This window comes from Hymenobacter sp. BT730 (genome assembly GCF_030542105.1).
Taxonomy (GTDB): Bacteria; Bacteroidota; Bacteroidia; order Cytophagales; family Hymenobacteraceae; genus Hymenobacter.
This window is the reverse complement of sequence record NZ_JAUOFB010000002.1, coordinates 494,117-508,527: the sequence shown is the minus strand read 5'-3', so window position 1 is coordinate 508,527 and position 14,411 is coordinate 494,117. Positions and strand designations below refer to the sequence as shown.

The following is a 14,411-nucleotide window of genomic DNA, read 5'->3' as shown; positions in this document are numbered from 1 at the left end:
CTTCAGATACCAGAAAATAAAAAGGCCGCTCCCCAAGGGGAGCGGCCTTTTTATTTGACAGCTTATGATTCAGCTTAGTGCTGCACCTGTAGACGGGTAGTTACCTGCGTCTCGCCGGCTTGTAACCGTACCAGATAGATACCATTGGCCAGGCTTTCTACTGGTAGCTGCAATTCGTGCGCGCCGGCCGCCTGCTTGCCCGTAGCGGGCAGCGTGCGTACAGTAGCACCCAACAGGTTCTGTACCGTTATATGCACCGTTGTAGCCTGGGGCAGCGTGTAGCGCAACATAGCCACCGAACTGGTGGGGTTAGGCACCACCGTATAGCCCAGGGCCAGCACAGCCCGCTCGTTACGGGTAGCCAGCACCGTACCGGCTGGCTTAGCAACTTTCTTGGTCAGGAACACGAAGTACTGGCCGGGAGCCAGCGTGAATGTGCTATCCGTTTTGTTGATTTTGAGGCTGGTGCCATCCAGGTAGTTGTACCAGGTACCGGTCTTCTGGAACTTCGGGTTAATGGTAGCAGACTTCACATCGAAGTTGCCCAGCACCGTAATGTTCTGGTCGGCATTGTTGAGGTGAATGGATTTCACCGCTCCGCTTACGTCCTGTGTGAACGTGGTGTAGTTCTCAAATACCGGCTCGTCCTTCTTCAACTGAATCAGGCTGCGGTACACATCGTAGAGGCGGCGGCGGTTGGCGTTGGTGTAGTAGTCCCACAGGGCCGGCTTGTTGCCGAGTTTGCAGCTTTGGTCCTGGGCATACTTTGTAGGATCGGTGCCATCATCACCAGGGTAGGTACCATTAGGGCACATAAAGATGCCTTTGTCGTAGCCTACTTCGCCAAACTGCCAGATCATGCGGGCACCAGGCACGGTGAAAAAGAAGGCGGCTGCCGCTTCCTGACGGGCTAAAGCCGTATTCAGGGTTTTCACCGAGTAGCTGCCGGAGCTGTTGCCAAAACGCAGATTCTTATACATCAAGCGGTCCTCATCGTGGCTTTCCATATAAGTCACCAGGTTGGGGTCCGTCCAGCCGCGCTGCTTATAATAGCCCCAGCTCAGGTCTGATTTGCTGCCATCGTTGTAGCCCATCGTAGCCTCATTGTAGTTGGAGGTCATCTTGCCCCACAGCATCAAACCTGCGGCCGAAAGTGCCTTGGCTTCTTCGTTGCCCACAAAGGTTTCCAGAATGGCGTAGGAACCGGCGCTGACTGCTTGCTGCGCGGCGTAGTAGTCTTTCCAGATGTTCACCCGTGACTGGTCAAACACCGACTCGTAGGTAGCTTCCGTTTTCTGCACCTGGCTGAAACCGCCGGCCAGGTCGTAGCGGTAGCCATCAATGTGGTACTCTTGCAGCCAAAACTTGATAACTTCTTTGGAGAAATAGCGGGTATACTCACTTTCGTGGTTGAAGTCAGTACCCACGTTATAGGGGTGCGTAGGCGTAGCGTTAAACCAGGGGTTATTGCTGCTGTACAGCTGCACCATGGGGCTCTGGCCGAACGAGTGGTTCAGCACCATGTCGAATACCACGGCAATACCACGCTTGTGGGCTTCGTCGACGAGCTTTTTCAGGTCGTTCTTAGTGCCGTAGTATTTGTCAGGCGCAAAGTAGAACGATGGATTATAGCCCCAGCTTTCGTTGCCTTCAAACTCGTTTACGGGCAGCAGCTCCAATACATTAATACCTAAGCGCTTGAGGTAGTCCAGCGAGTCCGTGACGGTCTTGTAGTCGTGGCGGGCTACAAAGTCGCGCACCAGCAACTCATACACCACCATATCCAGCTTGTTTGGGCGCTGGAAGTTGGTTACCTGCCAGGCATAGGCAGTCTGGTTGGTTTGCAGTACGGATACAATACCCGTGGTTTTGCCTGTAGGATATGCCTTCAGGTTAGGATACGTAATGGCCGGAATGTACTGGTCATTGTTGGGGTCCAGTACTTTCTCCGTGTAAGGGTCCGCTACGCGCAGGCCATCTACCAGGTACTGATAGGCATACTCCTGGCCGGCGGTGAGGCCGTCAATCTTCACCCACCAGCGCGTGTTCACATCATCAGTAGCGCTGGTTTTGCTCATCTGGTATTTCACATCGGGCTGCCAGTTGTTGAAGTCTCCGAGGACGTAGGCATTAGTCTTGTTGGGGGCCGTCAGGCTCAGAATAACAGAAGTACCTCCGCTCAGATAAGTTACTCCGTCTTTTTTGGCTCCGGCCGGCAGTGCGGTTATGGTAGTTGCCGGGCTTACAAATACGGTTACTTCATCTGTGGCCGTAGTGCTGCCGCTGGTAGCCGTTAGCTTCAGCACATTGCTCCCCTCCTGAGTCAAAGTAACATCCTTGGTCAGGATGGTAGCGTTGGTTGTCTGCTCTACCTGGGTCCCATTCAGGGTAAGGGTGAGAGTGGATGCTGCCGAGGCCGTGCCCGATACGCTTACACTAGCGTTTTTATTGACGAACGAGCCCGTGGTGGGGCTGGTGAGCCGTACGGAAAGGGCCGAGGTTTGCGCTACATCCACAAAAATGTCCTTTCCGCCCGTGTCACGACCCGATTTGGTACCGTCGGTGCTGCGGAACAGCATGGCCAGCTTCAGGATTTTCTCGCCTGCAGGCACCCCATAGAAGGTACGCGGGGTGAAGGTGAGGGTATAGAGGTTGGCATTGGTGGTGCTGCGGGTCAGCTTCTCCTTCTCAATAGGTGGCGTCCAGGCCTTGCCTATCACATATTTCCAGTCAGAGTTGCTGGTGCTTTTATCGGTAATTACACCCGTCCAGATATACACGTCGCCGGTGTAGTTTTTCAGGCCGGCGTCGCCTTTGGTGGCATCAAATGTCAGCGTCACCTGATCATCACCTGTGAAGAAGGCAGACTGGGCGGTAACCACCTGTGCCTGCGCCATGGGAAGCGCCGCCAGACTAACCAGCCACAGCAAAACAAGTCGAAGTAATTTCATTAAACAGAGGTTGAGTGGGAAAAACAGATGGAGAACCTGCGAAGCAGACAAAAACAGCGAAAATTCGTCGCAAATGCTGAGTTCTGAATCTTAAAGATACCACGGCCGAGCTCGGCTACCAAAGGACGCGGGCGGTTTTCTTGTAGTTTTGCGGGATGACCGTGCCCCTTAGTGCCGGCCCAGAAAGGAGTTATGGCGTGGTACGCGCGTACGTTCGGATTATGCCTGCTCTTACTACTGGCACTGCGCTGTTCGGCGCAGGTGCCTTTGGCTCCTGTTGATACCAGCCACGCGGTTGCGCCCCACCGTTTGCCGCTTCTGGCCGGTACCGGCACCGCAGCCTATGCTGGCACACTCTACCTGCTCAGTGAAGGCTGGTATACTGGCGAAAGAAGCCGCCTGCATTGGTTTAATGACTTGCCGGAGTGGAAGCAAATGGATAAAGCGGGCCACTTCTGGGGTGCCTTCCACGAAAGCCGCGGGGCCGTAGACATGCTGCAATGGGCCGGGGTGGCTCCCAAAAAAGCCATTTGGTACGGTAGCATGGTGGGCTTTCTGCTGCAAAGCCCCATTGAGCTGCTGGATGGCCGCGACCCGCAATATGGTGCTTCGGCTACTGATCTGGCCGCCAATTTTTTGGGCTCGGCAGGCGTACTGGCCCAGCAGCTGGCCTGGCAGGAGGTGCGCCTCATGCCCAAATACTCCTTTCATACCACCCGCTACTCCGGCCTGCGGCCCAATGTGCTGGGCCGAAGCCTGGCCGAAAAGCACCTGAAAGATTACAACGGCCAAACCTACTGGCTGTGCGCCGATATTGGTGCCTGGCTGCCTGCCACCAGCCGTTGGCCGCGCTGGCTGCAACCTGCCTTGGGCTATGGAGCCCAGCAAATGGTGTACAATGATGCGGATACCAATGCCGCCCTGGGCCTGCATCCCTACCGCCAGTACTATCTCTCCCTGGATGTGGATTTGCGCCGGATTCCTACGCGCAGCAAGCTCCTGCGCCGGGTATTCTACGTGGCCAGCATCTTTCATCTGCCCGCCCCCGCTTTGGAGTATAACAAGCGGCGCGGCATGGTGCTGCATGGGCTTTACTGGTAGCCGTGCCCATGTAAAGGGGCATTTCTAACGTTCTGCTCAGCCGCGGGCGTTTTTTGCGCGTTACCTTTGTTGCACCTATTCCATCTGACTTTTTTCTTTTTTGATATGAACGTAGGAGACAGAGTCCGCCTACTTACCGGCCGCGAAGAGGGCATTATTACCCGCATCCTCGACAACGACCTGGTAGAAGTAGCTATTGATAACGATTTCACGATTCCCGTACTGCGCCGCGAGGTGGTAGTAGTTGCCGCTGAAGAAGGTAAAGCCTTTGACCGCACCGCTCCTATTCCCAAACCCGGCCAGATGGGCAAAGGCAACAAGGCAGCTGCTGCCCGGCCAGCCAGCGCACCCATTACGGCCCCGGCCGGCAACGGTGCCGCGCAGGCCGCTCCACCCAAGGCCCCGGCTCCATTGCCTGCGGCACAGAAAGGTTTGTATCTGGCCCTCACCCACCAGGCCCCGGAATTGCTTTCAGTACAGCTTCTCAATAATACGGAGGCCGATGTGCTGTTTACCTGCGGCGAGGAACGCCCCGACCGCCCCTACCGCGGCCTTATTTCGGAGAAGCTAGGTCCCAAGCTGGCCAGCCGCCCGCTGGCGCACCTGCACCTGAAGGATTTTGAGGAGTGGCCTGCTTACGTGCTGCAGGTTTTGCCGCATCAGGTAAACGGCGCCTCCGCGTTTGAGCTGCTCACCAAACGTGTGGCCTTTAAAGCGGCCACCTTCTACAAGAGCCGGCAGCAGGCCCCGCTTCTCCAGCGCGAAGCCTACTTGTTTCAGCTGGATGAAAAGCCCGCCGCGGCCTTAGCGCTGCCACCCGAAAAGCTGGCCGAAGCCCTGAAGCAACAGCTTTCCGGTGATGCACCCGCCAAACCCGCTGCTGTGGCTCCTGCCCCGGAGCCCGCCAAGTCCCTGGTAGCGCCTCCGCATGAGTTGGATCTGCACATCGAAGCCCTGCGCCCGGAAGGAGCCGAAGGGCTATCGAACACTGCTATGCTGAAGCTACAGCTGGATGTGTTTGAAGATGCCCTGAGCCGGGCCCTGGCCACCAACATGCACGAAATTGTCTTTATACACGGAGCCGGCAATGGCACGCTGCGTAAAGAGATTCATAAGCTCCTGAGCCGCAACCGCGACATCAAGTTTTTTGAAGATGCCCGCAAAGAGAAGTTCGGGTACGGTGCCACGCTGGTACGCTTGAAGTAAGTCAAGTAACGCCAGACACCTGTCATCCTGAGCGGGCGAAGGCCCTTGTTATGCTAGAGCGAGTCGTTTGTACGATTATCGTTCTTGCGTAATAAGGGCCTTCGCCCGCTCAGGATGACAGTTTTATTTTAATAATTCCTCTGATAGCTGCTCAAATTTATGCCCGCCCCTACTACCGCTCAGCCACTTACCGTTCCTCTACCTGATGGCCGCCAACTAGGGCTCACGCGCTATGGCAACCCGGCGCATCCGGCCGTTATTTTTCATCATGGATATGCCTCATCTGGCATTGCGGTACCGGAGTGCACTGCTGAGCTGGCCCGTCTCGGCCTGCAGATAATGGCCCCCGACCGCCCAGGTTCCGGCCTGTCGGATGTAGATGAGAACTTGACGCTGGAGTCGTTTGCAGCTGATGTGCTGTATGCGGTGGATGCCCTGCAAATTCCCGGGCCGCTGGCGGTGGCCGGATGGTCTGGAGGTGGTGTGCACGCGCTGGCACTGGCGGCGCTATACCCCGAGCGGGTGGCCACGGTGCAGCTGCTAAGTACGGCCCTGCCCTTCGGCGACGAAGAGGCCTATGCTGAGCTGCACCTTCGCTGGAAGGCTGCGCGTTTTGTAAACGACTATCTCCCCATTTTGGGCAAGGTAGCGCTGGTAGAACTCAGTGCCCAATGGCAGCAGAAGCCCGATAAAATGATTGACTCGCTCCTGGGCTTGCTGGGCCCCACCGAGCAGGCCGTGAAGGACCAACCCGCGCACCGGGCACTGCTGCGTGATGCGGCCGTACATGGGTTTGCCAATCAGGGCCAGGGCGTGTATTTTGATGGCCGCGCCCTCTGTCAGCCGCCCGCTTTTCAGCTGGAAGCCATACAGGCCAGCACTACCATCTGGCACGGCACCGAGGACTCAGTCTGGCCACCAGACAATTTGGATTTCCTCGCGGAGAACATTCCCGAAGCCCGCCTCCAACTACTACCCGGTGAAGGCCACATGCTGTATTTGAATCATTGGGAAGCAATTTTGCAGAGGGTGCGGGCGGAAATGAAGTAGCCTTTTACAGCATCTATTTTATACCTTCTCTCGCCTTAATACATATGTCATCCTGAGCCCCGCGAAGGACCTTATCACTGCTGAACGATAATCGTTACAACGACTCGTGGCAACGTGATAAGGTCCTTCGCGGGGCTCAGGATGACAGTGCCTTGTAAAGTGCCGTTTCAAGGAAAGCCATAGCCATACCCGGCCTAATGGCGCGCGGTGTTACTTTGCAGAAATCTTCTGCCCTTTATGAATCTGAAGTTCCTCGCCGCGCTGCTTTTCGTTAGCGCCCCCGTTCTGGCTCAGCAAGCCCTCCCTATCCCGCGCAATCTGCAGGCCACCTACCAGAAAGGTACCCGCTCCGAAGACGGTAAACCCGGCCCCAAATACTGGCAGAACACCGCTGACTATACCCTCAACATCAATTTCGACCCTGCTACCCGCTTGGTGCAGGGCACGGTGGATATTGCCTACATCAACAACAGCCCCGATTCGCTGCGGCAAATCTGGTTTAAGCTCTACCCTAACTACTACCAGAAAGGGGCCCCGCGGGTATCGTCGGTGAAGCCGGAAGACCTGCACGATGGGGTGAAGATTGCCCAATTGAGCGTGAACGGGGAGGCCGAGGATGTAGCCAAGCTGAAGATTGATGCTACCAATATGCCCGTGAGCATTAAGCCGCTGGCGCCGGGGCAAACGGCCCGCGTGGCCATCAGCTACTCCTACACGCTCAACAAAGGCTCGCACATGCGCACCGGCGAGGTGGAGGAAGGCGCACATTTCGTGGCCTACTTCTTCCCGCGCATCACGGTGTACGACGACATTGATGGCTGGAACCGCCTGCCCTACATTGGCTCTCAGGAGTTCTACAACGATTTCAGCAACTTCAAAGCTGCCATTACGGTGCCCAAAAACTTTGTGGTGTGGGCCACCGGCGACCTGAAAAACACCGACCAGGTTCTCACGAAAAAGTACGCCAAGCGCCTGCGCGACGCTGAGAAGAAGGATGGCATTATCAGCATCATCACCGAAGCAGACGCGAAACGCCGCGACATCACGGCCCAGAATGCCACCAACACCTGGCAGTTTGAGGCGAAGAATGTAACCGACTTCGTGTTTGCCACCGCCGACCATTACGTGTGGCAATCTACCAGCCTGGTAGTAGACCCCGCCACCAAGCGCCGCACCCGCGTAGATGCCGTGTACAACACCAAGCACAAGGACTACGAAGAGGTAATTCACTTTGCCCGCAAAACGGTGCAGGCCATGAGCTACGACTTCCCCAAGTGGCCCTTTCCCTACTCCCACGAAACCATTTTTGATGGCCTCGACCAGATGGAGTACCCCATGATGGTGAACGACAACCCCACCGAAACCCGCGCCGACGCCATTACCCTCACCGACCACGAGATATTCCACACGATGTTCCCGTTCTATATGGGCATCAACGAAACCAAGTACGGCTGGATGGACGAAGGCTGGGCCACCATTGGCGAGTGGCTGATTTCGAAAATAATTGACCCTACCCTGGACGATGACTACGGCATTGCGCCCTACGCCCGCGCCGCCGACACCGAGGCCGACATGCCCATCGTGACGCTGAGCACGCAGCAGAGCGGCACGCCGTTCTTTCTTAACTCCTACCCCAAACCCGGCCTTGGCTATCTGTATGTGAAGGATTTGCTGGGCGATGAGCTGTTCACGCAGGCGCTGCACACCTACATCCGCAACTGGAACGGCAAGCACCCCATGCCCTACGACTTCTTTAACTCCATGAACGAAGGCGCTGGTAAAAACCTCAACTGGTTCTGGCAGCGCTGGTTCTTTGATGGGGGCTACCCCGACCTGGCCATTGCCAGCGTAACAAAGCAGGGTAATGAGTCGCAAATCGTGGTAGAAGCAAAAGGCACCAAGCCCGTGCCGGTGGATTTGACCGTCACGTTTGCTGATAACTCCACCCAGCAACTACACCGCACTATAGCCGTATGGGAAACCGGCGCCAAATCCGTGACTATTCCGGTGCCCTCGGCTAAAGTGGTGACAAAGGTGAAGCTGGGCGCTACGCTGGTGCCGGATAGTTTTCCAAAGGATAATGTGTGGGAGAGAAAATAGTATGTATGAGCCAGTCCAAATCAGTTGGATGACAAGAAAGCAAGGATTCTATGTCTTTTTAACATGCCTGCTACTTTTTGTAATCCTGCTTATCACTGTCACAGCTTTCAGCATTTGGACCGATCAAATCCATGAAATCTTATTTTCACTCGGCTTGCTTTTGATTTCCGCATATCAATATTGGTTTACTTACTATGTTTCGGTTGATGAAAACTATATTTTTATTGAGAATGGCAGAGGCAAATTCATTAAATCCATAGACGAAGAATTTAAAGTAGAATCCGTCAGCGGTTTTACATACAGAATATGCTTCAAGAATGGGCAGACATTTAATTTCAATTGCGCGCCTGATTTTCATTTTGGGGTAAATCGGAATAAGGCCAACATGCTGGAACGAATTATCAGGACAGGGCATGAAAATAGAAGGCCTTAAGTCCTACCTTTGCCTCAGTGATGGGTCGCCCCACCGCGGCGCCTTACGCAAGTAGGGCGACGAGGAAAGTCCGGGCAACGCAGAGCACCCTGCTTCCTAACGGGAAGGACTGGTGAGCGTAAAGCAAGCCAGGACAGCCAGTGCCACAGAAAACTACCGCCTACGTGGTCCTTCGGGGCCGCCGGTAAGGGTGAAAAGGTGCGGTAAGAGCGCACCAGCGGCCGGGCAACCGCGTCGGCTGGGTAAACCTCAGGGGTTGAAAGACCAAATAAGCTGGTACGTGGGTCTTCGGGCCTGCACCGGGCGGCTCGTCCGGCGCCAGCGGGTAGGTTGATGGAGCCTTTCCGCGAGGACTGGCCTAGATAAATGGTGGGGCCGCGGCAACGCGGACAAAACCCGGCTTATAGACTCATCACCCACAGCAAACGGCCGTCGCATAACCCTGCGGCGGCCGTTCTGCGTTGTAGCCCAGTATTTCTTCGCGTAGCTTTCGCTCATGAATTATCTATTCCCCTCCAGGTTGGCTGGCCTTCCCCGCAAAAGTTATCTATTCTACTTACTGGCTGGCTGGTTTCTGACCCTGGGTTTGCCCACGGCCCACGCCCAAAAAGCTCCCCCCACTACCGCCGATATTTACATTGACCCCGCCGGGGTCATTCGCTGGCAGGGCAGCCGCCAGGAAGTAGCTCTTTTTGGGGTGAATTATACCACGCCCTTTGCCTACTCCTACCGGGCGCATAAGAAGCTGGGTGTGAATCTGGAGCAGGCCATTGATCAGGATGTGTACCACCTTTCCCGGTTGGGAATTGATGCGTTTCGGGTGCACGTCTGGGACGTAGAAATAACCGACACGGCTGGCAACCTGCTGGACAACGAGCACCTACGCCTCTTCGATTATCTGATTCAGAAGCTCAAGCAGCGCAACATTAAAATACTGCTTACGCCCATTGCCTACTGGGGCAACGGCTACCCCGAGCCCGACACGGCCATGACAGGTTTCTCCAGCATTTATCCCAAGAACAAAGCCTACCGGATTCCGCGCGCCATTAAGGCCCAGGAAAACTACCTCACGCAGTTCCTCAACCACCGCAACCCCTACACCAAGCAGCTCAACCGCGAGGACCCCGACATCATTGCCTACGAGGTGTGCAACGAGCCACACTACAGCCAACCGGAGGCGGAAGTGAGCAGCTTTGTGCAGCGCATGGTGGCAGCTATGCGGGCTACCGGCTACCGCAAGCCCATTTTTTACAACATTGCCGAAAGCCCCGCGGTATCTAATGCTATTCTCAGCAGCCCGGTAGATGGCTTCACGTTCCAGTGGTACCCATCGGGGCTGGTAAACGGCCATTCGCTGCGCGGCAACCCGCTGCCTTACGTTAATCAATACCCCATTCCATACCAGAAAGACCCTCGCTTTACTGGCAAGCCCCGGTTGGTGTATGAGTTTGAATCCGGCGACATTCTGCAGCCGCAGATGTACCCCATGATGGCGCGCAGCTTCCGGGGCGCCGGCTTCCAGTGGGCCACGCAGTTTGCCTACGACCCGCTAGCCATTGCCTACGCCAACACCGAGTACCAGACGCACTACCTGAACCTGGCCTACACGCCCGCCAAAGCCATCAGCCTGCTCATTGCCGGCCGTGTTTTCCGTCAGGTGAAGCGTGGGCAGCAGTTTGCAGCTTTCCCTAATGATTCGGTGTTTGACAACTTTCGGGTGAGCTACCGCGCTGGCCTGAGCGAGCTGAATTCGGAGGAGGAGTTTCTGTACACCGGCACCACCACCACCAAGCCGCGCAAACCAGCAGCGCTGCGCCGCGTGGCCGGTACCGGTTCATCGGCTGTGGTAAACTACGAAGGCACCGGCGCCTACTTCCTGGACCGCCTGGCCAACGGCGTGTGGCGGCTGGAAGTAATGCCTGATGCCATTGCCGTGCGCGACCCATTCACGAAAACGTCCCTGAGCCAAACGGTTACGCACATCTTCTGGAACACGCAGCCTATGCGCCTGTCACTGACCGGTTTGGGAAATGATTTTTCGGTGCGTGGGTTGAATGAGGGCAATACCACGCAGACCCAGGCCCAGAACGGGCTGGTACGGCTGCAGCCAGGCGTGTATCTGGTAGCCGGCAAAGGCCGCAAAACAACGGCTTTTACAGCCCAAACCTTGTTGGGCGCTATCCGCCTGGGCGAGTTTGTGGCGCCGGCTCCTACCACCAAGCAAGTGCAGATAGTACACACTGCCCCCAGTCAATTACCAGCCGGGCAGGCAGCCACTATCCGGGCTACTGTAGCCGGAATAGAACCTACCGACTCCGTACTGTTAGTAGCTCAGCATTTCTATGGCGCTACCCGTACCCTGCCCATGCGTCGGCTCACACTCACCACAGTCGAAGCCACTGTACCCGCGGAGCTGTTATACCCGGGCCTGTTGCGCTATTGGATGGTGGTAAAGCATCAGAACAAGCAGACTACTTTTCCCGGCACTGTGGCAGGAAGCCCGCGTAACTGGGACTTTGTTGCAAAAGACTATTGGGAAGCGCCTATTGTATCGGCTGATGCAGCCCTGCCCATTTTCCTGGCCTCGCAAGACCAGCAGCGCATCGAAGCCGGCGGAATAACCGGTGGCGGCTGGGCCGACTATGTGACCACCAGCACTGCCAGCGTAGTCCTGCGTCTGCTGCAGAGCCCGCCCACTCCCAACGCTGCGGCGGCTTCGGAAACCGCTCCCATAGCTTTCCTCCGCACCTACTTCCAGGACCGGCTATCCACACGCGCGGCAGACGTAGCTACCATGAAGGAACTGGTTATTCGGGGCCGGAAAGGCGCCGGCGCCGGCCGTGTGCAGTTAGTTCTCATTACCCGGGATGCCGCTGCGTATGTCGCTAATGTGGAACTGGGCGCAGATATGCAGGACGTACGGGTGCCGCTCAGCGCTTTTCAATTGGGCAGCCAGGTGCTGCTTCCACGCCCCTACCCTGGCTTTTTACCCTTTAGCTTCCAGGCACCCGGCCCCACCAAACTGCCCTTGGCAGAAACGGAAGTACTGCAAGTACTACTTCACCCGGGCACCACAACCACTACTGCCACTCGCCCTTTTCTTGACCTCGAATCGATAGTTCTGCGCTAATGCTATATCGTTGCTTATGCTCCCGCGGCCTGCCTCTGGCGCTGGTTGTATTTCTAATGCTGGCGGCATGCACCCGCCAAAGCACTACCACCCAGAGCCAGGCCTCCATCGGTTCATTTAATGCTGACTGGGAATTTGTGCGGGATGTGGATACGCTGGTAGGGCCTGCTTTCTTTACCCGGGAAGATGCGGCCCGGCCCTGGGCAGCGGTGTCGTTGCCACACACGCCCCGCCTGGAGCCCGTCGTCACTACCGCCAAACAGTGGCAGGGCACCTGCTTCTACCGGCGCTTTTTCCGGGTGTCGGCAGCGGATACCAGCCGCCGCGTGGCCATCCGCTTTGAGGGCGCCATGCAGGTGGCCGATGTGTATCTGAATGGCCACCATGTAGGGCACCACGAAGGCGGTTACTTGCCTTTTACCGTTGATCTGACGCCCAATTTGCGCCCCAACGAAGACAACTGCCTACTGGTGAAGCTCAACAATGAGGACAACCCTACCATTCCCCCCGGTAAGCCGCTGAAGGATCTTGACTTCAACTTTTATGGCGGCTTGTACCGCCCGGTGCAGTTGCTGGTACAGGACCGGCTGCGCATTACCGATGCCGTAGAATCTGGCCGGGTAGCGAGTGGAGGCATCTTGCTCCATTACGAAAATGTGAGTGAGCAGCAGGCCACGCTCCACGTGCAAACTGAAATCCGCAACGACCACCGTGAGGCGCGCACCACCCAAGTGCGTACTGTGGTGCTGGATGCCGATGGTAAGGAAGTAGCCCGCACCCTGACCAATGCGCCGCTGCTTACTCCCGGTGGAGCCACCGCGGTAAAGAAAAGTCTTTCGTTAAGTACTCCTAAGCTATGGTCACCGGCCCGGCCTTACCTCTACCGGGTGGTGGTGGATGTGCTGGATGCAAAAGGTAATTCCCTTGACCACCAGGAAGTGCAGACCGGCGTGCGCACCATTCGCTTTGCTGCCGATGGTTTCTTTCTGAACGGCCAGAAGCTGCGCCTGCGCGGCACTAACCGCCACCAGGAATACCCCTACCTCGGCTACGCGCTTTCCGATGAGATGCAATACCGCGACGCCTGGAAAATTAAAGAGGCCGGCTTCAACTTTGTGCGCTGCTCGCATTATCCGCCTTCCCCGACTTTTCTGCAGGCGTGTGATGAGCTGGGTATTCTGGTAATGGATGCCATTCCCGGCTGGCAGTTTTTTGGGGATAAAACGTTCCAGCGCAACAGCCTACAGAATGTGCGCGACATGGTGCGCCGCGACCGGAACCATCCCAGCATTGTGCTCTGGGAAGCGGCTCTCAATGAAACGGGCATGAGCGAAGCCTTTATGGACCAGGCCCACCAGGCAGTGCACGAGGAGTTACCCTTCTCCACGGATATATACACATGCGGCTGGCTGGACTATGCCTACGACGTATTTATTCCGGCTCGTCAACACGCTAAAGCCCCGGATTACTGGCATAAATACGCCAAGAAAAAGCCCATCCTGCTTTGCGAGTACGGCGACTGGGAGTACTATGCCCAGAACGCCGGCTTTAACCAGAAGGAATACCAGGACCTGAAAGAGTCGGAGCGCACCTCACGGCAGTTGCGCGGCCAGGGCGAGCGGGCGCTGGTTCAGCAGGCGCTTAATTTCCAGGAAGCCCACAACGACAACTTCATTGGCCCCGCCATCGGCGACGCCAACTGGCTGCAGTTTGACTACAAGCGCGGCTACGCCCCGGATATTGAGTCCTCGGGCATCATGGATATCTTCCGCCTGCCCAAATTTGCGTTCTACTTCTACCAGAGCCAGTACGGTCCAGAGCCGGATGCTATGGGCTTTGGTAAGCCCATGGTGTTCATAGCTAATTATGCTCAGCCTGCTTCCTCCCGGCAGGTGCGGGTATACAGCAACTGTGCGGAAGTAGAACTACAGCTGGATGGCCGTACCATAGCCCGCCAACGTCCTGATAAGGACCGATACTCCAATAACCTGGCTCATCCTTCCTTCACCTTCACAATGCCCAACTTTACAACCGGCACCCTACGGGCCGTGGCCTATCAAAATGGCAAGCCTGCTGCTGAACAAACCCGCCGTACACCCGGTCCGGCGCATCATCTGCAGCTCAGCTATGACCGGAGCGGGCGTGAGCTTACCGCTGGTCGCCAGGATGCTGTCTTTGTGTATGCTACGGTGGTTGATGAGAAGGGTACTCCCGTACCAACTGCTACTACTTCAGTTCGATTTATAGTCACGGGTGATGCCGGGTTAGTAGGCGACAACCCGGTTTCCGCTGAGGCAGGCATTGCCACGGTGCTGCTGCGCGCCGGCAAAAAGCCTGGCTCGCTAGGCCTCACGGCTTCGGCCGATGGCCTACCCGACGCAACTCTTTCGCTGACAAGCGTAGAACCCCGCTAGTAAATACCAGTACAGAAGTAGCGCCT

The 14,411-nt window shown here is 56.5% G+C and carries 7 protein-coding genes and 1 other RNA gene; 7 read left to right on the top strand and 1 reads right to left on the bottom strand.

Going from position 1 to position 14,411, the window contains the following annotated elements; translation table 11 throughout:
• Positions 1-74: 74 nt before the first annotated feature.
• Positions 75-2,951 carry an alpha-amylase family glycosyl hydrolase gene (locus Q4G72_RS09010; RefSeq protein WP_303311088.1) on the bottom strand — a complete coding sequence of 959 codons (2,877 nt, stop codon included), beginning with the start codon at positions 2,949-2,951 and terminating at the stop codon, positions 75-77.
• Positions 2,952-3,143: 192 nt separating this feature from the next.
• Here Q4G72_RS09010 and Q4G72_RS09005 point away from each other — a divergent pair, with 192 nt between their 5' ends.
• The 7 genes from Q4G72_RS09005 (at position 3,144) to Q4G72_RS08975 (ending at position 14,385) form a co-directional block, all read left to right on the top strand.
• Complete coding sequence (locus Q4G72_RS09005) at positions 3,144-4,052, top strand: DUF2279 domain-containing protein (RefSeq protein ID WP_303311087.1); 909 nt, start codon at positions 3,144-3,146, stop codon at positions 4,050-4,052.
• Positions 4,053-4,157: 105 nt separating this feature from the next.
• Positions 4,158-5,258 (top strand): Smr/MutS family protein, encoded by a 1,101-nt coding sequence (locus Q4G72_RS09000; protein WP_303311086.1) that lies wholly within the window; start codon positions 4,158-4,160, stop codon positions 5,256-5,258.
• A gap of 159 nt (positions 5,259-5,417) precedes the next feature.
• Positions 5,418-6,308, top strand: a complete 891-nt coding sequence (locus Q4G72_RS08995) for an alpha/beta fold hydrolase (RefSeq protein WP_303311085.1) — start codon at positions 5,418-5,420, stop codon at positions 6,306-6,308.
• A 237-nt stretch (positions 6,309-6,545) separates the two neighbouring features.
• Positions 6,546-8,408: a M1 family metallopeptidase gene (locus Q4G72_RS08990; protein WP_303311084.1), complete on the top strand. Its 1,863-nt coding sequence runs from the start codon at positions 6,546-6,548 to the stop codon at positions 8,406-8,408.
• Between the two features lie 450 nt (positions 8,409-8,858).
• An RNA gene (rnpB, locus tag Q4G72_RS08985) (RNase P RNA component class A) lies at positions 8,859-9,261 on the top strand.
• 76 nt (positions 9,262-9,337) lie between these two features.
• Positions 9,338-11,971, top strand: coding sequence for a cellulase family glycosylhydrolase (locus Q4G72_RS08980; protein WP_303311083.1), 2,634 nt, complete (start codon positions 9,338-9,340; stop codon positions 11,969-11,971).
• On the top strand, positions 11,971-14,385 hold the full coding sequence (locus Q4G72_RS08975; RefSeq protein ID WP_303311082.1) for a glycoside hydrolase family 2 protein: 2,415 nt from the start codon (positions 11,971-11,973) through the stop codon (positions 14,383-14,385). Before Q4G72_RS08980 ends, Q4G72_RS08975 begins: the two co-directional genes overlap by 1 nt.
• Positions 14,386-14,411 lie beyond the last annotated feature (26 nt).

Coding starts and splice junctions, on each gene's coding strand:
- Q4G72_RS09010 (WP_303311088.1), bottom strand. CDS start 2,951: ATGAAATTACTTCGACTTGTTTTGCTGTGGCTGGTTAGTCTGGCGGCG.
- Q4G72_RS09005 (WP_303311087.1), top strand. CDS start 3,144: ATGGCGTGGTACGCGCGTACGTTCGGATTATGCCTGCTCTTACTACTG.
- Q4G72_RS09000 (WP_303311086.1), top strand. CDS start 4,158: ATGAACGTAGGAGACAGAGTCCGCCTACTTACCGGCCGCGAAGAGGGC.
- Q4G72_RS08995 (WP_303311085.1), top strand. CDS start 5,418: ATGCCCGCCCCTACTACCGCTCAGCCACTTACCGTTCCTCTACCTGAT.
- Q4G72_RS08990 (WP_303311084.1), top strand. CDS start 6,546: ATGAATCTGAAGTTCCTCGCCGCGCTGCTTTTCGTTAGCGCCCCCGTT.
- Q4G72_RS08980 (WP_303311083.1), top strand. CDS start 9,338: ATGAATTATCTATTCCCCTCCAGGTTGGCTGGCCTTCCCCGCAAAAGT.
- Q4G72_RS08975 (WP_303311082.1), top strand. CDS start 11,971: ATGCTATATCGTTGCTTATGCTCCCGCGGCCTGCCTCTGGCGCTGGTT.